The organism is Larkinella ripae, from assembly GCF_054780775.1.
Genome location: NZ_BAAGVR010000001.1, coordinates 335,959 through 356,690 on the forward strand (window position 1 = coordinate 335,959; position 20,732 = coordinate 356,690).

General features: G+C 45.9%; 13 protein-coding genes and 2 pseudogenes. 14 read left to right on the forward strand and 1 reads right to left on the reverse strand.

Annotated elements, in window-relative coordinates:
- The first annotated feature begins 158 nt into the window (after positions 1 to 158).
- The 3 genes and pseudogenes from ACYVHX_RS01500 to ACYVHX_RS01510 form a co-directional block, all read left to right on the forward strand.
- Complete coding sequence (locus tag ACYVHX_RS01500) at positions 159 to 1,910, forward strand: FG-GAP-like repeat-containing protein (RefSeq protein ID WP_460669821.1); 1,752 nt, start codon at positions 159 to 161, stop codon at positions 1,908 to 1,910.
- Between the two features lie 318 nt (positions 1,911 to 2,228).
- Positions 2,229 to 3,382: pseudogene (locus tag ACYVHX_RS01505) on the forward strand (IS3 family transposase).
- Between the two features lie 586 nt (positions 3,383 to 3,968).
- A pseudogene (locus ACYVHX_RS01510) lies at positions 3,969 to 4,200 on the forward strand (integrase core domain-containing protein); the annotation flags it as partial.
- A gap of 82 nt (positions 4,201 to 4,282) precedes the next feature.
- Here ACYVHX_RS01510 and ACYVHX_RS01515 read toward each other — a convergent pair.
- On the reverse strand, positions 4,283 to 5,791 hold the full coding sequence (locus ACYVHX_RS01515; RefSeq protein ID WP_460669822.1) for a tetratricopeptide repeat protein: 1,509 nt from the start codon (positions 5,789 to 5,791) through the stop codon (positions 4,283 to 4,285).
- Positions 5,792 to 6,862: 1,071 nt separating this feature from the next.
- Here ACYVHX_RS01515 and ACYVHX_RS01520 point away from each other — a divergent pair.
- The 11 genes from ACYVHX_RS01520 (at position 6,863) to ACYVHX_RS01570 (ending at position 20,437) form a co-directional block, all read left to right on the forward strand.
- Positions 6,863 to 9,193 (forward strand): GumC family protein, encoded by a 2,331-nt coding sequence (locus tag ACYVHX_RS01520; RefSeq protein WP_460669823.1) that lies wholly within the window; start codon positions 6,863 to 6,865, stop codon positions 9,191 to 9,193.
- Positions 9,194 to 9,254: 61 nt separating this feature from the next.
- Complete coding sequence (locus tag ACYVHX_RS01525; RefSeq protein ID WP_460669824.1) at positions 9,255 to 9,935, forward strand: sugar transferase; 681 nt, start codon at positions 9,255 to 9,257, stop codon at positions 9,933 to 9,935.
- A 94-nt stretch (positions 9,936 to 10,029) separates the two neighbouring features.
- A complete protein-coding gene (locus ACYVHX_RS01530) occupies positions 10,030 to 11,313 on the forward strand; it encodes a flippase (protein WP_460669825.1) in 1,284 nt (427 codons plus the stop codon).
- A gap of 1 nt (position 11,314) precedes the next feature.
- Positions 11,315 to 12,223: a glycosyltransferase family 2 protein gene (locus ACYVHX_RS01535; protein ID WP_460669826.1), complete on the forward strand. Its 909-nt coding sequence runs from the start codon at positions 11,315 to 11,317 to the stop codon at positions 12,221 to 12,223.
- Between the two features lie 22 nt (positions 12,224 to 12,245).
- Positions 12,246 to 13,421, forward strand: coding sequence for a glycosyltransferase family 4 protein (locus tag ACYVHX_RS01540; protein ID WP_460669827.1), 1,176 nt, complete (start codon positions 12,246 to 12,248; stop codon positions 13,419 to 13,421).
- Between the two features lie 113 nt (positions 13,422 to 13,534).
- Complete coding sequence (locus tag ACYVHX_RS01545; RefSeq protein WP_460669828.1) at positions 13,535 to 14,575, forward strand: glycosyltransferase family 4 protein; 1,041 nt, start codon at positions 13,535 to 13,537, stop codon at positions 14,573 to 14,575.
- A gap of 23 nt (positions 14,576 to 14,598) precedes the next feature.
- Positions 14,599 to 15,870, forward strand: coding sequence for an O-antigen ligase family protein (locus ACYVHX_RS01550; protein WP_460669829.1), 1,272 nt, complete (start codon positions 14,599 to 14,601; stop codon positions 15,868 to 15,870).
- 2 nt (positions 15,871 to 15,872) lie between these two features.
- A complete protein-coding gene (locus ACYVHX_RS01555; RefSeq protein WP_460669830.1) occupies positions 15,873 to 16,760 on the forward strand; it encodes a glycosyltransferase family 2 protein in 888 nt (295 codons plus the stop codon).
- Between the two features lie 2 nt (positions 16,761 to 16,762).
- A complete protein-coding gene (locus tag ACYVHX_RS01560) occupies positions 16,763 to 18,010 on the forward strand; it encodes a glycosyltransferase family 4 protein (protein WP_460669831.1) in 1,248 nt (415 codons plus the stop codon).
- Complete coding sequence (locus ACYVHX_RS01565; protein WP_460669832.1) at positions 17,989 to 19,584, forward strand: hypothetical protein; 1,596 nt, start codon at positions 17,989 to 17,991, stop codon at positions 19,582 to 19,584. The genes ACYVHX_RS01560 and ACYVHX_RS01565 overlap by 22 nt, the downstream gene beginning before the upstream one ends.
- Positions 19,577 to 20,437 (forward strand): hypothetical protein, encoded by an 861-nt coding sequence (locus ACYVHX_RS01570; protein WP_460669833.1) that lies wholly within the window; start codon positions 19,577 to 19,579, stop codon positions 20,435 to 20,437. Before ACYVHX_RS01565 ends, ACYVHX_RS01570 begins: the two co-directional genes overlap by 8 nt.
- Positions 20,438 to 20,732 lie beyond the last annotated feature (295 nt).

The following is a 20,732-nucleotide window of genomic DNA, read 5'->3' on the forward strand; positions in this document are numbered from 1 at the left end:
CAGTACGTTGTTTTGACCTTATTTGTTATGAGGTCGATTTAGCTAAGCGCGGAAGAATCACCATTGTTCTACCGATTGATCAGGTCTGATTGGGTTGCTCTTTTGTGTTTACTATGCATGTGAGTCTGAAATAATTATCTTAAACTCCTATCCCATCTATGATTCCTTCTCTACCGTTTCGACCCTTTGGCCGACACTATTCCTATGGGTCTAGTAAGTTATTCCGCGTTCGTGTAGCCCCCCACTGGTGGCTGGTTTGTTTACTCTTAACAGGACTCAGCACCGTAAGTTGGGGGCAGTGCTTCAATAGCGAAACATACGTATCCGTTGGTTATCACCCCCTTTCGGTTGCCGTGGGCGACTTCAACAGCGATGGCCTACCTGACGTAGCGACAGCAAACTCGGGTTCAAATGACGTCTCGGTGCTGCTGGCGAATGGCAGTGGCGGATTTGGGGAAGCTACTAACTTTCCCGCCGATAACCAACCCGATGCGATAGCGGTAGGTGACTTCAACGGCGACGGTCGGGATGATCTGGTGGTAGCGAATATAAGTTCAAATAACGTCTCGGTGCTGTTGGGGAATGGCAGTGGCGGCTTTGGGGAAGCTACTAACATTCCCGTCGGTATTGCTCCCAGTTCGGTTGCCGTGGGCGACTTCAACGGCGACGGTCGGGCTGATCTGGCTATCGCCATAGCGTATGAGAACGTCGCGGTACTGCTGGGGAATGGCAGTGGGGGCTTTGGGGCACCTGCTACCTTTTCTATCGGTACTACTGCCAATTCGGTTACAGTGGGCGACTTCAACGGCGACGGTCGGGCTGATCTGGTTGTCGCGAACTTCCCAAATTCAGGTACCATCTCGGTGCTACTGGGGAATGGCAATGGGGACTTTGGGGCCGCCACTAGATTTCGCGTTAGTGCTGTCCCCGAATCGGTGGCGGTGGGCGATTTAAATGGCGATGGCCGACTTGACCTGGTCACCGCGAACAATAATTCAGGTACCATCTCGGTACTGCTGGGTGATGGTAGTGGCGGATTTGGGGAAGCTACTCTCTATTTCATCGGTAACGCCGATGAGATAGTGATAGGCGACTTCAATGGCGATGGCCGGCCTGACCTGGCCGGAGCGAACTCGGGGGGCCACACTATCTCGGTGCTGATGGCTAATGCCTATGGGGGCTTTAGGGCACCTAAACACTTTCCCGTCACTGGCAGTCCCCGTTCGATAGTGAAGGGCGACTTCAATGGGGATGGTTGGGTTGACCTGGCGACTGCGAATACCATCTCTAACGTCGTCTCGGTGCTGATTAACTGCGGCTCCAATCGGTCACCGGTAGTGACCGGCACCCAGGTTACCATTCCTCAATCGGCTACGGTATCGGTGCCCTTCAGCGTTTCTGTGGCCTCCGCCGTCACCGACCCCGACGGCGATGTGCTCACCTTCTCAGCAGAGGGCTTGCCCCCTGGGCTCAGCATCGACCCGGTTTCGGGCATTGTCTCGGGCACACCTTCCACCACCGTGGGCAGTCCCTTCACGGTGACCCTGAGGGCCACAGACCCGCAGGGTGCCTCCATAAGCCTTACTGGACGGTTCCCCGTAGTAAATCCCTCCGGGGGTGCGGCCCGGCTGAGTGTGAACTTAGAACCGGCACATAGACTACAGGTCAACCTACTGGGTAACCCGGTAAGGCAGGCCATCGAGGTTGAGGTAACAGGAGTCGAAACCAGCTTGCTACAACTGTCATTAACCGATATGACGGGGCGTATCATTGGCCAAAGATGCACTGAGCGAGCGGGCCCCAGTGAACAATATCGGTTTGATGTGTCAACCATACCCCCCGGCATCCTCTTCCTGAGGGCCAGTAGTGGGGTACAGTCCCAAACTGTCAGGATTCTGAAAGTGAATTAATTCCGGTATTAGTAAGGCAATCCAAGGGTCCCGGTTGGTAGTCGGGGCCCTTGGGCTATTTGAAGTTACGAAAACGTTTAGTTCGTTGTTTGGGTCCGCTTTGGTTTAGATTCGTGCCGCCTTCACGCTGTAGACTTCAGTGAACTTTATGACTGAAGAAGTTCAAATAAGTCACTATAGGAAGAACTGACGTCCCCCCGCAAAACGAGACATGTGATAATTAGAGATTTTCGGTGACAAAACCAGGTCAAAAACGTAAATTTTCACGATGAAAAAGACGGCAGCGGCCGACCGTCAAATTCACCGAAGCACAACGGGGTGGCCCGAGCCATTGCCTTTGCCTTGCGGCAATCAGAGACCGGCACACGGGTCGAAGAGATATGCCGTCAGATGGGCGTTTCCCAAGCTACCTTTTTCAACTGGAACCGGGCCGCCGGGGCGGAAAAAGTATGCAGGAATGGGCGTTTCCGAGCTACGTAAGTTGCGACAGTTGGAACCAGGCCGCCGGAGCGGAAGAGAACGCCCAACTTAAAAAACTTGTAGCAGACTTAAGTCTCGATAAGCAAATGCTTCAGGATGTAATAAAAAAGTTGTGAAGCCTCCCTACAAAAAGGAAATGGCCAATTGGCTGGTGACCAACTATCGAGTCTCAATCCAACGGGCCTGCCAGTGTGTGAGATTAATTCGATCGATGTATTATTATAAGCAGCATCGTCGTGATGAAACTCTATTGAGCATGCGAATGAAGGAGATCGCAACTACCAGGGTAAGGTATGGTTTCTGGCGGCTTTTTGTGCTGCTGAGGAGAGAAGGCTTCCGCGACAAGTGCACCGGCACCCCGGCACAAACGCATGTATCGTATCTACAAAACGCATGGGCTGAATTTACGGACTAAGCGGCCCAGACGGAACCGAAGTGCCGAACACCGGTTGGAGCGACTGGATATTCAAGGAATAAACAAGGTCTGGAACGGTCCGCCGTAGCGGCATGGATTTTGTGCAAGATGCCCTTTATAACGGTGAGCGGTTTAGGGTGTTAACTGTAGTGGATAATTGTACGGGGCCGCCCGAGCGGTAAAATCTGCCACGGATTACTACTAGGCAAATCACTGAAAGGGACCGATGTCGTTGCTGAATTAAACCGGATATGCTTAGTAGAAGGCTGCTTTCCGGAACGCATACAATGCGACAACGGGAGTGAGTTTATTTCAAAAGAAATGGATTTGTGGGCTTATTCGAATGGTGTAACCCTGGATTTCTCAAGGCCGGGAAAGCCCACAGATAACCCATATGTGGACGGGGCTGCCCGAGCAGTCATTCAATGGAAAGTTCCGAGATGAGTGTCTTTCGGTCAATTGGTTTTTGTCGCTGGATGACGCTCAAGAAAAAATTGAGGATTTTCGATGGGAATACAACCACTTCAGACCCCATAGCGCCCTAAATGATTTAACCCCGAAAGAATTTGTTAACTGACAACAAGAAGAACCGAAAACTCTACTAATTACCGTCTGAAAATCTGGGAGGACCTCACTTTATCAAACCGTATCATTACCGACAAGGCTTAATAAAGAAAAAAGGGCTAATCAGTTGATTTTGAGCCTTTACACTCGAAAACTGATTAACCCTGATTCAAAAAATGAGCCTCCTACGGGAGTTGAACTTCTCTAATTAAATTATTAATAACCAGCACCTTACAGCAAACCCATAAATTAAGGTGACGGATTTAGTGACGTATTGAAAAAAATGATCATCCTCGGACTCGATTCGAATAACTGTAGCTTACCGATTAATTAATTTGGTCAGAGTCGTCTTGGTCCAATTAAATTCATTTACGCAAATCATGCTAGATCCAGGGGCAGATGTAGGTACTGTCTGTTTGATATTTTGAATTATATTAGCTTTACTATCAACAGAAAAAATAGAAAATCATAGGCTAATTGAAAGCCAGGGGGCCTTATCCAAAATTCTGGACGGTCGTTATTTTGGGAACCGGACGTTGTGACCTTAGCTCAAATCTTGGACAGTCAAAGTTGGAGAATCGGGCTTGTATTCCCCTTCTTTTTCACGACCGGGTAAGCCAACTGATAATGTATTTATTGACGGGGCTGCCCGCGCAGTCGTTTAATGGGAGCTTGCGGGATGAGTGTTTATCAACTCATAGGTTTTTATCGATCGAAGATGCTCAGGAAAAAGTTGACTGTTGGCGTCAAGAATACAATCAGTTCCGACCGCATAGTGCATTAAATGGGCTGACGCCTGAGGAGTTAATTATAAGAGAAAAAAACAAATGAATGCCCGATCCTCAACTTTTGTACCGTCCAAGATTCGAGTGGACCTCAGCCGCAACAAAAGAAAGCTTCGATTATTTTAAATTTATCGGGTATATAGCGATCCTTTCGCAATGGTCGATTCATATTCTCCACTTATAGTTTCAATAAACTTACCCGTGACCCAGCCAATATCTGAATTCCGAACAAAAACGAAGCGTTTAGTGGCTGCCGTATTTGAGTAACGCTTCATAATTGCGTCCAGCCATAGGGCGCCAGCAATAAGTTGTTTCTCACTTAACCGGCTCCGGCTTGTGTTAATATCAGACTCGGCTTTCTGGCGCACAACTGGGTCGGCAATATCATTCAGGTTAGGCCGAATCAGCTCGTTGTAGTCACTCAAGACCTTGCTTTTAAACAGTTCAATTTCTTTTAAGGAGATAGGAATTGCAGAAATACCGGCCTTTTCGGGATGTAAGTACGCCATCAAGGCTAGCGTAATGTCACCTCCCAGACCGATAATCTTTCGTTGGTCCAGTCCCGGATCATTTAATTTTGAAGAGAGTGTCGTTTCCAGAATGCCATTAATAACTCTTTGTGCTTCCTTTTTGTAGGCTTCTCCATTCAGCGATCGCTTATTTTCAATCTGGCTAACCAGTGTATTGATGCCAAATGGCAAAGTGAGCGCGTGAAATGTTTTTTTTCGACTACTGGGTTCGAGATCAAAGTAGCCACCGACAGTACTTTCATTACTAATGGCCAAAGCAGAGGTATTTGGCCAAACTTTTCGAGGTATGGTTCCAGCTGTAAATAACTCCGCTTCCCGTTTATCGGTAAGAGTAGTATCGATTTTAAAATTGATATTAGGCAGTTCGCGTAACAGGCGTTCGTATAATCTCTTTCTATTTTCCGGCGTTCTGGATAATTCCGTACTGAAAGCAATAAAAACCCGTTCGCCAGGTATGTTATAATGCTGTATGGAATCTAAACACACTTTTATTGCATCGGGGCCGGGCCCTGATTTCTTGGATGCATCGGCAACTAAAATCGTGTTGGGAATGTTGAATGTCGTTTTAATTTCTTTTTCGTAAAAATCAGTTTCGTACTTTGTTTTGAAAATAGCCAGTTTAACGTCCGAATCGCCAACCTGAATACCGGCATAAAAATTCTTTCCGGAAATATCTCGAACCAATTCATTTACCGCCCACGCACTAGCAACATATTTCAATTTGTGGTACCTGGAGCGGGCTATCTCCAGATGATAAAGGGCTTTGACGCTATCTCCCTGATCTTTAAAGGAAAGCCCCAACAATTCGTACGCAACAGCCGTCCAGTAAGTATCATTTTGTCGAACGGTTGGCAAAGCACGTTCCAAAAGGTCAATGGATTCCGGCGATTTATTCAATTCCCGAAGCGTATTTGCTAATTTAATAAAATGAATGGCCTGTGTGACATTTCGGGCTTTTTGAGCAAGTCCCGGGGTTGTCCAGCACCCAATCAGGAAAATCAGAACCAGAGAAATTTTCATTATGCCAAAGTGTTTATATATATAAAGTTTTAGTACGATTTTGTTGTTGATCAGATTGGTTTTTGCACTAATTTCCTGTTTAAGCATTCAGAATACTATTTCAGTTTTAATGAAAAGTCAACAGTATTTATCAGTTATGTAGTTAGTAACTGTATTGGCTTTAATGTAGATGAGAAAAAACATTTTTCACATAAACAAAATTAAACTATTCCTATATGCATTAAGCGACAACTATTTGCTTTCACACTGAGGATGAGTCAAAAAACAGTGGGCAAATCCAGCAAAAATGAAAGAATGGTTCTTCGAGAAAGGTAGAATGACGTCAGAATAATAAAAATCCATCTTATAAGGATTGGGGGTATACCACTCAATAAATTATTAGAATAGGACAAATAGTGAACTAAAACATTCTAATTTTGGTATAACCCTATTAAGCAAATCCAGTTGGAGCATTTCTATCCAGCAAGAGCGCTCGCTACAATTCAAGTTGGCAATTCTTGAATCTATTCAATTAATTAAGTATAAAGTCAAATAAAAAGATTAGTAGTATTTTTGACAGTCAATAGTTGTACAAATCTATGTGTTTACTGAGTGGTCATCTTCCATTTCTATAAAGCCCTCTACTAATTAACAGACAAAAATAAGCTACAAAAATTCGTCTTTTTATTATTTAAAGTGGATTTCACAAGACTACCTACTCAATAACCAGACAAGCGAAAATGTCTCATTCTTTAAAAAATATTACCCTCATATTTTTAGAGATAGATATTATAGAACTACGCTTTTCCAGTTAGGTTAACTATAGGTAAATTCACTATAATAATCGAGATGCTCTTTAACTGGTCAGCACCGCGTTAGTGACCTAATCCATCAGCAATGTATGTTTGATAATCTTGTTTTTTATTGCAACCCGTTTTTACAGGCTTCCGATTTATTTGTTGTATTACTTACCGAAATTGGTAAGCTTTCATAAAGAAAATGCCAGGATAAATATAACAGGACTCTCCGCATCAAATATATCCGCTATAGGGTTTGGCAATGCATCCTCAATACAGGTTAGCAAATTAAAAATGCAATAATATTCATATGATTTTTCTTGTTGCATCAACTGCAACTTCCCTCCTTTCGTAGCCATCAACACACTTTGATACTAAAACAATGCCGAATAACGGATACGCTTATACGAATTACCAGGTGTATGAGGCTAAAACACCAACCTTTAAAGCGATGCTGATACCATATCTGAAATACTGGTACTGGTTCGTACTTTGCCTAGGAGTAGCCCTAAGCCTGGCTTATATTTATCTGTTATACCAGCCACCGATATATAAAATTGAGGCTCGGTTGCTGATAAAAGATGATAAGAAAGGACTTGGACAGGTCAGTGCACTCAAGGAAATGGATGTATATGCACCTAAGAAAGTACTTGAGAATGAAATCGAAATCCTGAAATCCTACATCATGGTGGATCAGGTCATTACAAATCTTGGACTTGAGATACAATACTTCAGGTCAACCACCTGGGGGAAGCGGGAAATGTATCCTGATGTGCCGATCCGCTTGGTGGTGGAACAACCCAACCCGCTTATTTATCAGCAGGAATTGATTCTGAAAGTCATCAATGCGAAAACCGTCCGCGTTAATGAACGAAATTATCCCGTTAACCAGAGCATTAAAACCCCTTACGGACGGCTCCGGTTTTTTGCCCGCCAGCCGCTCAGCCCGGCAACCGAACTGATTACCGTGCGCGTGTTGCCCCACGCTCAGGTGGTTGAAGATTATCTGCAACGTTTAAAGATTGAACCAACCAGCAAAACATCGACGGTATTACAACTGACGCTGGAGGATGCCGTGCCTGCCAAGGCCAAAGCGGTCGTGACTCAGTTGATCGATACGTACAACAAAGCATCTGTCATCGATAAAAACCAGATCGCAAACGCTACACATGATTTTATTGAAAAACGTCTCCGGCTGATTTCCGGCGAATTAATGGCGGTCGAAAAAGATGTGGAATCGTATAAGTCAACGCAGGGCATTACCGATCTAAGCAATCAGGCTGCTGGTTTTTTACAAACTGCCCAGCAGAATGACGCCCAGCTTAACCAAGTCACTATTCAACTAACTGCTTTACAGGAAGTGGAACGGTATGTAAACAGCAAAGCCAATACGCGTAGCACAACTCCGTCCACCCTTGGAATAAGCGATCCGGTAATGCTGTCACTGATCGCTAAGCTGACCGAACTGGAATTGCAATACGATGAGCGTAGTCTGGTAACGTCCAGCAAAAACCCGATGCTGCAATCCCTGGAGAACCAGATAAAAGCAACCCGGAACAGTATTTCAGAGAATATCCAGACAATGGGCCAAATGTTAAATGGAACACGTCAGCAACTGCAGGCCACAAACCAGCACTTGGAAGGCATGATTCGCACCATTCCGGGAAAGGAGCGCACTTTGCTGAATAAAACCCGCCAGCAGGCGATCAAAAACAACCTGTATACCTATTTATTAGAAAAACGCGAAGAAACCGCTATCTCCTACGCATCAACGATTTCGGACAGTCGGGTTGTGGACCCCGCCCGTGGGGGTGCCGTACCGGTTAAGCCCGTGAAACGCATGGTTTATATTTTGTTCGGACTGGTTGGTTTCCTTCTACCCGTGTTCGCTATTGCCGGACGCAGTATTCTAAATGACCGAATCGGTAACCGTTCCGATGTAGAGGAAGCCACGACGGCTCCGATCCTTGGAGAAATCATGCAAAACCGGCAAAAGAAAGCGCTGATCATGACGTCTCGGAATCACTCTCCCATTGCCGAACAGATCCGGGTACTGCGTACGAATCTCCAGCACCTGCGCAAAAATTCCACCGACAGCCAGGTGATTTTATTTACCTCCAGCATCAGTGGCGAAGGAAAATCGTTTCTGTCCCTGAATTTGGGCGCCAGTCTAGCGCTGTTGCATCAGCCAACGGTTATTCTGGACATCGATTTGCGCAATCCGAAATTGCATAAATCACTTGGAATGATCAATACGATCGGGATTAGTGAGTATCTGACCGGAGAAGCCAGTCTCGAAGAAGTGTTGCAACCGGTACCCGGCTATCCGCATTATTTCATTATAACAAGTGGAGCGCTACCAGACAATCCGGCGGAACTGCTGGCGGGTAATCGACTGGCCGAACTCTTTCGCGAATTGCGCGACCGATTTACGTTTATTCTGGCTGACTCACCACCTGTTGGGCTCATGACCGACGCGCTGCTGATTGCCCCCTTTACCGATATTACGCTGTATCCGGTTCGGCATGACTTGACGCCCAAAGCCCGGCTGCGGATGATTGATCACCTGCACCGGGAGCAACGGTTCAACCAATTGTGCTTGATTATAAATTCTGTGAACAATGATCAATCCTATTTCTACACGACGAGCAAATATGGATACCAACGGCCAAATGCCAGTTTTCTGCGCCGATTAGGTGGTCGGCCAAAATGAACCACCTTTTATATATGCTGTACACCTATGGATGAAGTTGAATTCTAAATTTATTATCCTCATGATTAACTATACACTTATAACTTCCCAAAAAAGAAGGCAACTGAAACGGGTAAAATTTGTCATTAAAAATCCTGTCAGTAACGCGTATCTACATTGGGGCAAGCGCCTATTTGACCTGATTTTCGCCGGTTTTATAACCTTCAGCTTGTTGATCTGGCTAGTACCAATTTTCGGACTGGCCATCCGTTTGGAATCGCCGGGCCCGGTTTTATTCGTGCAGACGCGATCAGGGCGCAACGGGCGGCATTTTCCTTGTCTGAAATTCCGAACCATGACCTTCGACCGCCGGGCCCGGTTCCAACAGGCTACATTTAATGATTATAGAGTAACACGCCTGGGTCGGTTCCTGCGCCGGACCAATCTTGATGAATTGCCGCAATTTCTGAATGTACTGGCCGGTCACATGAGCGTTGTTGGACCGCGCCCTCATCCGCTCCCCCTGGATATTCTCTATTGGCACAAATTGTCCAGCTATCCAAACCGGTATTGCGTGCGACCCGGCATCACCGGTCTGGCTCAGGTCCGGGGGGCACGGGGCGAAACCCAAGAAGCTTACAAAATGAGCCAGCGAATTCGGTATGATCACTTGTACATCCGTCGGCAAACACCCTGGCTGGATGTTAAAATCTGCTGGTACACGGTTAAATCAATGCTGAAAGGGAATACAAACGCCTGGTAAGTGCTCAATCCGAATAACGAATATGATTAACAAAAATATAGTCAAATCGCCACCCGTCCTTTTAGGATCAATCTTCCGGCGATTTGTGGTTAATATGGCTTCGCTTTTCAGCATTCAGGTGTCCAACTTCCTGCTGCCGCTGTTGACGGTGCCGTACGTCGTGCGGATTATTGGCCCCGAACGCTTGGGTTTGCTAAACTTCTCGCTGGCATACATTGCGTATTTCAACCTGATTGTCAATTACGGTTTCGACATGGCCGCCGTTCGTAGTATTGCCGCCAACCGGAACGACAGGGATTTAATTAACCGGGTTTATAGCGAAGTGATTGCCGGTAAGTTTCTGCTCTGGATTGTCTCAACAATTGCCTTCACGCTGATCACGTTGGGCAATCCCGAATTCAAAGCGCACCTGTGGCTCCACGTCTGCACCTATACGGCCTGTCTGGGCATGGTTCTATCACCTTTCTGGCTCTATCAGGCTATGGAAGATCTGAGCCGGGTTGCGGTTTTCAACTTAGCTGTCAAGATCGTTTTCACGCTTTCCATCTTTCTGCTGATCCAACAGGCTGACGATTATCTCTATCAAAATCTGGCACTTGGCGTTTCTCAGCTCCTGGTCAATATCGTCGCGCTCTGGCTGGCGATGCGCCGATTTCAGGTGCGGTTTACCTGGCCGAATTTCAGGCAGTTACGGAACCGGTTTCGGGACGACAGCACCTTGTTTTTTTCTTCGGTCATGATAACATTATACGCCGGTTCCAATCTGTTTTTCCTAGGTCTTTTCAGCTCGACTTATTACGTTGGCATTTTCGCGGCAGGAACCCGGCTGGAGGGAATCACACGTTCTTTCATGGTCCTGGGACTCAATCAAGCCTTTTTCCCCATTGTGGTTCATGCCTTTGGCCAAAGCCGGGAACAGGGTCTGGCGATGATTCGAAAAGTCATTTTTCCATTGACCATTGCGCTGAGTCTCCTCTCAATCGGACTTTGGGTCATTGCGCCTTATTTCATCCCTTTGTTCTACGGACCCCAGTTTCAGGACGCGATCCCAATCCTCCGGATTATCTCCCTCTTACCGGTCATCATCGGCATTAGCAACTTGTTGGGAATCCACACCATGCTGAATCTGCGGATGGATAAAGCCTTTTTTGCCATTACGGCTTTAGGATCGGTGCTGGGTCTTTCATTAAATCTACTGATGATTCAGCGCTATAATCATCTGGGTGCGGCCTATTCGTGGGTCATTACAGAAGCCGTCGTGATGCTGGCCATGGGAATCTATTTATATACGAAAGGCGTGACGGTTTTCCGGGTGGAAAATATAGGGGACGCCTTCCGTTTTGGCAAAGGCAAAGTGCTTTCATTTTTAATACGGTAATATGGAAACGGTAGCAGCAGTCGTAGTGACATACAACCGGCTTGGCGATCTGAAAAAATGCCTCTTCAGTCTGGAACAACAAACGCGAAAACCGGATACTATTCTGGTTATTAACAACGGAAGTACGGATGGAACCGCCGAATGGCTGGCCACCCAATCCGCGCTGACTGTTATTAACCAGTCTAATTCCGGTGGTGCGGGTGGTTTTGCCACGGGCATCGAAGCCGCCTACAAAGCCGGTTTTACTTGGCTGTGGTGCATGGATGACGATTGTCTGGCCACGCCCGATTCACTCGAAAAACTGATGAGTGCGCCCAACATCGGCCCCTGTATTAAGAACGCGGTTTCGGTCAGTAATCAGGATAGGACGGAGTTGGCCTTTTTTGTAGATCGTCCGAATAAATCGTATCGAAAAGTTGCCGATATGGCACCGTATGACCTGATTTATGGAGTGGCGTTCTTTTTCAACGGCACCCTGATTCATACAGATGTGGTCAAAGCTGTCGGTCTGCCCGACAGCCGGTTATTTATCTGGGGCGACGAAGTGGAATACATGACTCGGGCACAGAAAATGGGCTTTCCAGTGGTGACGGTTCCCAAAAGCATCTTTCATCACCCGCCGTCCTTCGACCGGAACGGTATTCCATGGCCCGGTGCCTGGAAACAATATTACGCCGTCCGAAACCAGCGCCGGATTTTCCAGAATCTGCACGGTTCCAACTATGGGGTTATGGTTTTCTTCAAATGGTCACTGCGCGTTATTCTGGAGCAAATCGTCTCGAAACGGCGCCATCGGCTGTACAATTTCCTGATCTACAGCGAAGCCGCTTTGGATAGTTTATTCAACAATTTCCGGAAACGGCCTGACGGCATTCTTACCGTTCGGTTATACCGCTTCATGAACAAATGATCCGCTTTCCAAAACCGCACGCATGAGAATTCTATTGGTTTCTTCGATGACGCCGGGTTCAAAAACGGGTGTTACGGCGCACAACAACCGGCTGCTGGCTAATATGTCCAAGATCGTAACTTCCGTGGAGTTAATAACCCCGGACGACGCGCCGGTTTTAATCCGGAAAGCGCTGAGTCTTCTGGGAAAAATAGCTGATTTACTGGGAAAAAACAGCCCGATTCTATTCCGGGAAGCTTCCAACTTCATTAGTATCTGGATTGCCGTGCGCAAACATGCCAACCGGGAAATCGACCTAATTCATGCCCAGGATGTCAACTCCGGCGCGGCTGCCTCCACCGGTTTGGGGAAGGAAATTCCGACGGTGGTGACCTGCCACTTCAATACAGACCCGATTACGGAATATGATCTGCACTACGGACTTAGCGCCTGGGGGCGTAAAAAACTACTAGCGTGGTATACGCACCTGTTCAGGCAGCACAGGACGTTTATCACGGTTTCGAATTATACCAGAAAGACTTCGGCTTTTCTGCGGCCCGAAGGGGCGGTTTGCGAAGTGATTCACAACGGGGTTGTCTTTCCCGATCAGAATTCAAAACCCACTGCCCTAGGATTGCCGTTGAATATTGTCAATATCGGTACGCTCGAACATCGTAAAAACCAACTGTTGCTGATTGAAACCGCCCACCAGTTACGAACGCTCGGATTTCGCAACTTTAAAATGTGGCTGGTTGGCGATGGGCCAAAACGGTACGAATGGGAAAAAGTTGTGGCCGAAAAAACATTGCAGGAATTCGTTTGTTTTGCAGGTTTTCAGTCCGATGTATCGCCTTATTTAGCTCAAGCTGATCTGTACGTACACACCGCCACCGAGGAATCCTGGGGCTACGCCATTACCGAGGCAATTGCTTCCGGCACGCCGGTTCTGGCGCTGGCGACGGGTGGAATTCCGGAACAATTCGATGCGCACCAGCCGGGGCTTCTCCCAAAAGATGCGACACCCGCTGAATTGGCAACCCTTATTCAAAGCCATCAGAGTCCTGAAAAACGAAAGCAGCTGGCTCAAGAGCAATTCCGTTTTGCGCGCGACAACTTCACGCTGGACGCGATGATTGACAAACACCTGATTTTTTACCAGGCCATACTTGCAGACCAGCCGTACACAGAACTTTCCACTAAAACCGCCTTAACACCATGAATGTTCTTTGGCTCGCGGCTGCGCCCCATCCATCGATAAGTGGACATCCCACACCTTGGATAACGTCTCTGGCGAACAGTCTGGTGGCTACAGGTGACGTTACCATTACAATCGTGAGTTACAACCATCGGATTGAACAGGACGAGGAACTGGTCAAAGACGGTGTCCGGTACATCTATCTGAAGGTTCGGGACGACAAATGGGATTTGCTTTCCGGCTATTCGAGCCGGATTAAGCGTGTTAGAAACTATCTGGAAGGCATTGTGAATCAGTATGATCTGATGCACATCCACGGTACGGAGCAACAGTATCAGGTAATGGGTGGTTCGCTGAAAATTCCGAAAGTGCTGTCGGCGCAGGGGTTTGTTACTAAATATTACAAGTATCTGCCAGCCCGACCGCAGTTTCAACATGTTTCGTGGGCCATTGCCGGTTATTACGAAAAACGGTATACCGAAACCGTCCGACATTTTATCTGCCGAACGCATTGGGACAAAGCCGTTATTCGCGAGCTACAACCCCAGGCGGTTATTCACCACAACTGGGAATTGATCCGGCCGGAGTTTTACAAGCCCATTACGCCATCGCCGACAAAACCCGGCAACGCGCTGCTGTTTGTGGGCGGGGTAAATTCGATCAAGGGAATCCGGGAAGCGCTTTGCGCATTGAATTTGCTTGTTCCGGGAATACCGGTTCGGATGATTGTCACCGGTTATGGTACGAAAGCCGATTTAGTAGGCCTGATTTCTTCACTTTCCCTCCAGAACATTCGGGGAGAGGACATTGAGCACCGGGGGATGCTGAACGCAGCGCAGTTATGGAACACCTACGAAGAAGCATTTTGCCTTCTTCATCCCTCCTACATCGACAACAGCCCCAACAGTGTGTGTGAAGCGCAACTAGCTGGTTTACCAGTTATTGCCACCAATGTCGGTGGGGTTCCTTCCCTCATCGAGAACTACGAAACGGGCCTGCTGACCTCTCTGAACAGTCAGGAAATAGCCCAGGCAGTGCAAACGTTGTGGGAGCGCCCTACACTTCGCCAGCGACTGGCGGCAAAAGCGCGGGAAGTTTCCTTGCAACGGTACGACGTTCGAACAATTACCGACACCACCAAAACTATTTATCGGGCGGTTTTAGCAGATTCTGACTAGTCCTGAATCATATTCCAATTCGTATGCCTGTCCTTCTAAAAATCTGGCTTTATCGAGCAATCCTGTTTATCCTCTTATTTGGGATTAGTCCCCTGAGTTACGGGGGCGAACAGGAGCATCCGCTTTTCGTGATGGTTTTCAATCTGGTAGCCCTGGCTGGGATGACGCTGGTGATGGCTTTTTATTTTACCTATCCGGTTTCGTATAAAGCCGTAGCTTGGCTGGTTACGCTGGGGTCGATCTTTCTGGTTCTAGAGTCATTACACAGTTACCAGGAATATGTGTATTCGTTTTTTGTACTTAAACGCTTCTCTTATTGCGGTTTAGCCTTGATTACGTTCTATGCCATGAGCCAACTCAGGGTCTTAAAATTGAATCATATTGTCAATCTCATATTCTTCTTTTACGTCATCAATCAACTGGTGATTGGCCGGATATTCAGCTATTCATTCACCTCAGAAACCCGGACGACATCCGCTCCTGAGGCATTGTATCTTGTCATTCCATTCCTGCACTTTCTGGTTACTTACCTGAAGGAACCGAAAAAAATAATACTATTAAAAGCCCTTACCACTTTTGCTCTGATTGTTATTCTGCTGCACCGTTCAGTTATGTCAACGGCGGTAATTACAGCTCTGATTCTGGGCGGTTTATCAATTCGAAAAAGAGTTTTGATCGGCGATTTAAAATTTGGGCAAACACTGGCGGTATTTGCGATCTTGTTGGTGGTTTCAACTCCTTTTCTGGGGGCCTTATCCCCCACTAAAACAGCGGCATTTTTCGAAAATATTGCCGGTATATTTTCGCCAACCGAAGATGAAACCGGAAGTTGGCGTTACGAGCAATCGCTGTATTACTGGGATGGAATTCAGGAAAGGCCACTACTCGGATGGCGCTATGATGGCTATGATAAAGGTGAAATTATGGAAAATGAAGATTTTCCAACCAAAGGCACCATTATCCATTCACATTACGTCGATCTGCTCTATAATTATGGTCTTATCGGACTCGGTATTCATTTATTGGTGATCTGTTTTACCCTTCTATTTATTTACTACCGCAACGAGACGTTTTCTACCGAGCAGACGGTTTTATTCTGCTTCATTGCCGGTGGCCTGTTATTCGGCATATCGTACCAGCTTCCGGCCTATTACTGGAGTTTCGTTGGCCTGGGCATGTATTACGGCTCGATCCGGCCAATACCGACAGACGATGAGGCTGATTTTGAAGCAATAGACTTTCCTGATTCCGAACAGCGAAATGCTGATAAATCCATTATTCTAACTGAAAGATAATCATGATCAGTATAGTCATTCCGGTCCATAACCGCCGGGACCTTACCCGTCAATGTTTGAACTGTTTAATCGCGCAGACCTTCCCAAATTTCAGAGTGATTGTCATCGATGACGGCTCGACGGATGGAACCGCCGAGATGATCCGGATCGAATTTCCGGAGGTCATTGTTTTGCAGGGTGATGGAAATTTGTGGTGGACGGAAGCCACCAACTGGGGCATTCGGTATGCACAGGCTTATGCAGTTCCCAATGAGGAAAATTTTGTATTAACACTAAATGACGATACCGAAGTCAAGAAAGATTATTTGCAGACGCTACTGACAGCTTATCATAAATATAAGCCCTGTTTAATTGGGTCAGTCAGCGTCGATATCGATAACCCCAACAGGCTTCAATTTGCCGGAACGCAACATGAATTGTACTTCGCGAGTGGAAAACTGCTGGCCGAAAAGTACAACAATGATTTTAAAGAATTGGTTAAAACTGCCACTTACATTGAATCTGATTCATTACCGGGCCGGGGAACATTAATACCGCTTCCAATTTTTGAGAAAATTGGCCTGTATGATTCCCGGCATTTTGCCCATTACATGTCAGATATCGAATTTTCTGTACGGGCGCACAAAGCCGGTTATAGGCTAATTGTCAATCCGGGTAGTGTGGTTTATGAATACGTGAAAGCGACCGGCTTATTCATCAATAAAAAAGTTAGCTGGGGGGAGTTTATAAATAGTCTCACATCCATTAAATCGCCAACAAATCTTAAAATACGGTATCACTTCGCCATTATCCATTCAAAGACAAAATACCTCTATTTCCTCATCGATGTTTCCAGAATCTGTGTTGGTTTTCTTATGCGCAAAATCAGACTTATTAAAACCGTATCCTAACCATGAAAAAAGTCTTGCTATCGGCCTATGCCTGCCTGCCCAATCATGGTTCAGAAGAAGGAAATGGCTGGAATTATGCCGTGCTGTTGAGCCGGGAAGGTTACGAAATTCATTGTTTCACGCAGGAAAAATGGAAATCCAGAATTGAATTGGCGCTTGCTGCCGGTTCGTACCCTAACCTCGTTTTTCATTACGTTGGGATGCCCGACTGGCTGGAAAAGCGGTATTATTCGCTCATTGGCTTGTACGTTCATTACCTCTACTGGCAATGGAAAGCCGCTGATCTGGCGCGTCAACTCGATCAAACGCTGTCATTCGACCTGGTACATCATGTTACCTACAGCAGTATTCAACTGGGTAGTTTTATGTATAAGGTCGGAAAACCGTTCATTTTTGGTCCGGTTGGCGGTGGGCAAACTGCACCAAAAGTATTAAAGTCCTATTTCGGGCGGTATTGGTCCCGAGAAAAGATCAGGAACTGGGTTAGTTTATTCCTGCAACATACCAATCCGGGCTATTTTCACACGCTGAAAGTAGCCGACCGAGTCCTGATTTCGAACGCTGATACACTGCCTCTAGCCCGGCATTTACGGCCCGACAAGCCCATCAACTATGTGCTGGATGCGGGTCTCAGTGCTTCTTTTATGCCCTCCACGCCCATCGAACGAAAACCGGGTAAAACTTTGAAACTGCTTTGGGTGGGTCGTATGCTGCCTCGTAAAGCTTTGGAACTAAGTATCCACGCTTTCAGCAAAGTCAATCCAGACTTGCCAATCATCCTAACTATCGTGGGCGGAGAAGGCGAAATGAGCAATCAGGTGAATCAGTATATTCAACACTATAATGCTGGCGACCGGGTGCAGTGGGTGGGCGGTGTATCGTATCAGGAAGTAAAGCAGTATTACAAACAATCTGATTTATTCTTCTTCACCAGTTTACGAGACTCCTGCCCCATGCAGATCATGGAAGCCATGGCGTACTCCTTGCCTGTGGTCACGCTGAAGCTACACGGTCAAAACGAGCTGGTTACCAAAGAACGGGGAATCAAAATACCAGTAATGACTCAGGAGCAGGTCCTTAAGGATTTAGCCAAGGCTGTGGAATGGATGTATTTCCACCCGGAAGAACGGATTTTGATGGGCAGAAAAGCCTACGAGTTTGCTCAATCACAGGTTTGGGAACACAAAATAAGACAGTACGTCGATGAAATTTACCCTTCCTTACTATCATGGGATCCAGTTACAAGTTAGCAAACGGAAATGTATTAAGTGCGGGAATTATGTTTATTCTGATATCTGGCCTGACCATTTCGCTCTATTTTAAAGAAAGATGGCTCTGGATGGATGAGATCCTGAGTTATCTCCTAATTTCTGACCCGTCGCTTGCGCATGTAAACAATGCTGTCGTCAGTGGACTAGATGCAAACCCACCTTTTTTTGCCAATCTATACTGGCTGATTGGGCATTTTATTAGCCTTAATCCGTTCTTTTTAAAAACCGTATCGATCCTTTTATTTTCGGCTACTATTGCGCTTTTTTTTAGATTCGTTACGTCGCTGGTTGGAAATGCAGTTTCCAACTTTATCCTGATTACGCTGGTGGTTAGTTTAACGTATTTAAATTATACACTTTCGACTCAAATCCGTGGATATACGCTATTCTTAGCAATAAGTTGTGTTTATTTTATCATATCCCACAAACTAATTATTACACCTAATAAAATCAATTTATTAGTAAGCTACTTTCTATGTGGCTCCCTGCTGACTCTGACCCATAATTTTGGCCTCTTTTATGTAGCGGCTTCGGTTGCTTTTTTTGGTCTGTTGTTTTTTTGGTCAAAGCAAAAGAATTATTTATTCGTTTTGCTCACTCATGGTTTCATTATCAGTATATGGCTGGTGATCTGGTATGCCAGCTTTAAAATTCAATCGAACGCTGGAAAACCGCATTCTTGGATTCCTCTGCCTACCTTTATTTCCTTTTTCCAAACCATTGGCGAATCAATCCCAACGCTTTCCTCGCAACTGGAACGATCCAGCATTCTTTTGTTTTTGCCAATCTTGCGAGTTGCGCTCTTATCGGGATGTTTTATTTACATCTCTCAGAAAAAGCTAAGAACGGGATTCGAGGAAGTTATAAAGGATAAAGCCTTTTTGTTTTACCTGTTAGCTGGTTTCTTAAGCACTACCGTTATTTTTGTCGCGCTTTTGGTTTCTTTTCTGCACACTTCCGTCTTTTTAAGCCGGTATTTCTGGCCCAATAATTTACTGGTTGCTTTTCAGATTATCTACCTATATTATTATTTTATCCCTTCGTATTACTCAGCAAAACTAGTGAGATTTCTGCCACTATATGGTCTTTTATTAGCAGTCTTTATGTTTTATCAGAATAAAAAAACTGCCCTGTTTCCAAGTGGAATTTTAGCACATTTACCTAAGGTTAACTATAGATATCCGATTTTTTTTGAATCCGCCGACTATTTTTTACCTATCTGGTTTTACAATAAAAGCCTTAAAATTAATTACCTGTTGGATTGGGAGGCTGCCAACAAAGAAGGCAATTTATTGAACGCTACAACGGATTATAACATCCTAAAGTCAGTCAATGAAAAATATAATGTGAAGAATATTATCAGGACCGATGAGTTTACTAACGCCAATTTTCCGCACTTCTATGTTATCGATGAATCCAGCCGGTATCAAATAGAGCGTTACGTCGAGAACCGGAAAGTTAAAGTACTGGCCGTTATACCGGTTTCAATTGAAGGACACCAGATTCTGGAATGTTCTTTTGAAGCTAACAATAAACAGCAGAACCATGAATGATCAAAAAAGTGGCAAACGAAACGGGACAATTAGTCACCAGTCGCCGGTGCAACGGGATGTTGAACATTGGCCTGCCGAAATGATTCAGTTTACGCAAAATTCCGGGTTGATTTCGGCTGATCAAACGTTGATTTTACCCGAAACGCGGCCTGGTGAATACGGTTATTTAATTCTGACGATTGGCTCGCTAGAGAGTGACGCAACACTGATGTTAAAAACTGATGCGCCGAATTATTTTCAATTAGCCACAGATCAGCGACCTGCCTTTAAACCGAGCCTGACCCTTCAGCCCGTTATCAAACAGACGCACGTACACATTCGGTATTCACCTGACAGCGTGGGGCGACATAGCGCTAATCTGACTGTACAAACGTCCGAAACAATGACTGCAATTCAGATCGTGGGTAAGAGCCCCCGAACGTGGGCGTCCAGTTACTGGCTTGCCGTGCCGTTTTTATTGCTGATTGGGGGTTTGGCATATACCTTTTATAACCGTTCTGGTCAAATCGCACTGGTCGACAACCAACAATCAACAGACTCCGTTACGGAGCAAAGTACCGGAAATATGCCAATTTTGTCGGAAAAAAATTGGCCTTCCATTTCGTTACCTGCGCTTAAAAAACCGGATTCTCACCTGTCGTCTACAGCGCCAATTGTGAAAAAAAAGGCCCCAGTCGAAGCATCTGTTAAAGCCATTTCAAAGCACAAATCGGAAGGCGTTCAAAATGAGCCGGAAAAGGAAGAGCGCCAACCTGAGATTCAGCCGCTCTCAGCCATTTCCGTGGTTGCTACCGACCCAGAAGAAAGTGAACTGGAACGTGAATTGAACAAAAAAGTGCGTAAAAAACAATAGCATTGCTGCATTGCTTCATCAGAATCTAAGTTTGTATTGCCTTTTTCAGTATGCCAATTTATCAACATGTTTTGCGTCCGGTTATTGAACTTGGGAAAGAATTTTCGGGCTCATTGTTAAAGGTGTGTGGAATCGATCTGTTAAGTAAGTCAGCCACGGAAACGTATCTGAAAAAAAATCAGCTTTTTGCATCGGCAGCAGGCCAGATCACACTGCGTAAAGTAGGTAGTTTTCCAGACAGAAACGCGGCTTTTTTTTCCGAAGAATCAGTCGATATTCGGCCGGTTTACGTATG

Bases quoted from the DNA above. Each gene is read 5' to 3' on its own strand.
- ACYVHX_RS01570 (WP_460669833.1), top strand. From the start codon at position 19,577: ATGAATGATCAAAAAAGTGGCAAACGAAACGGGACAATTAGTCACCAG.
- ACYVHX_RS01535 (WP_460669826.1), top strand. From the start codon at position 11,315: ATGGAAACGGTAGCAGCAGTCGTAGTGACATACAACCGGCTTGGCGAT.
- ACYVHX_RS01555 (WP_460669830.1), top strand. From the start codon at position 15,873: ATGATCAGTATAGTCATTCCGGTCCATAACCGCCGGGACCTTACCCGT.
- ACYVHX_RS01525 (WP_460669824.1), top strand. From the start codon at position 9,255: ATGATTAACTATACACTTATAACTTCCCAAAAAAGAAGGCAACTGAAA.
- ACYVHX_RS01540 (WP_460669827.1), top strand. From the start codon at position 12,246: ATGAGAATTCTATTGGTTTCTTCGATGACGCCGGGTTCAAAAACGGGT.
- ACYVHX_RS01550 (WP_460669829.1), top strand. From the start codon at position 14,599: ATGCCTGTCCTTCTAAAAATCTGGCTTTATCGAGCAATCCTGTTTATC.
- ACYVHX_RS01515 (WP_460669822.1), bottom strand. From the start codon at position 5,791: ATGCTTAAACAGGAAATTAGTGCAAAAACCAATCTGATCAACAACAAA.
- ACYVHX_RS01500 (WP_460669821.1), top strand. From the start codon at position 159: ATGATTCCTTCTCTACCGTTTCGACCCTTTGGCCGACACTATTCCTAT.
- ACYVHX_RS01560 (WP_460669831.1), top strand. From the start codon at position 16,763: ATGAAAAAAGTCTTGCTATCGGCCTATGCCTGCCTGCCCAATCATGGT.
- ACYVHX_RS01530 (WP_460669825.1), top strand. From the start codon at position 10,030: ATGGCTTCGCTTTTCAGCATTCAGGTGTCCAACTTCCTGCTGCCGCTG.
- ACYVHX_RS01520 (WP_460669823.1), top strand. From the start codon at position 6,863: ATGCCGAATAACGGATACGCTTATACGAATTACCAGGTGTATGAGGCT.
- ACYVHX_RS01565 (WP_460669832.1), top strand. From the start codon at position 17,989: ATGGGATCCAGTTACAAGTTAGCAAACGGAAATGTATTAAGTGCGGGA.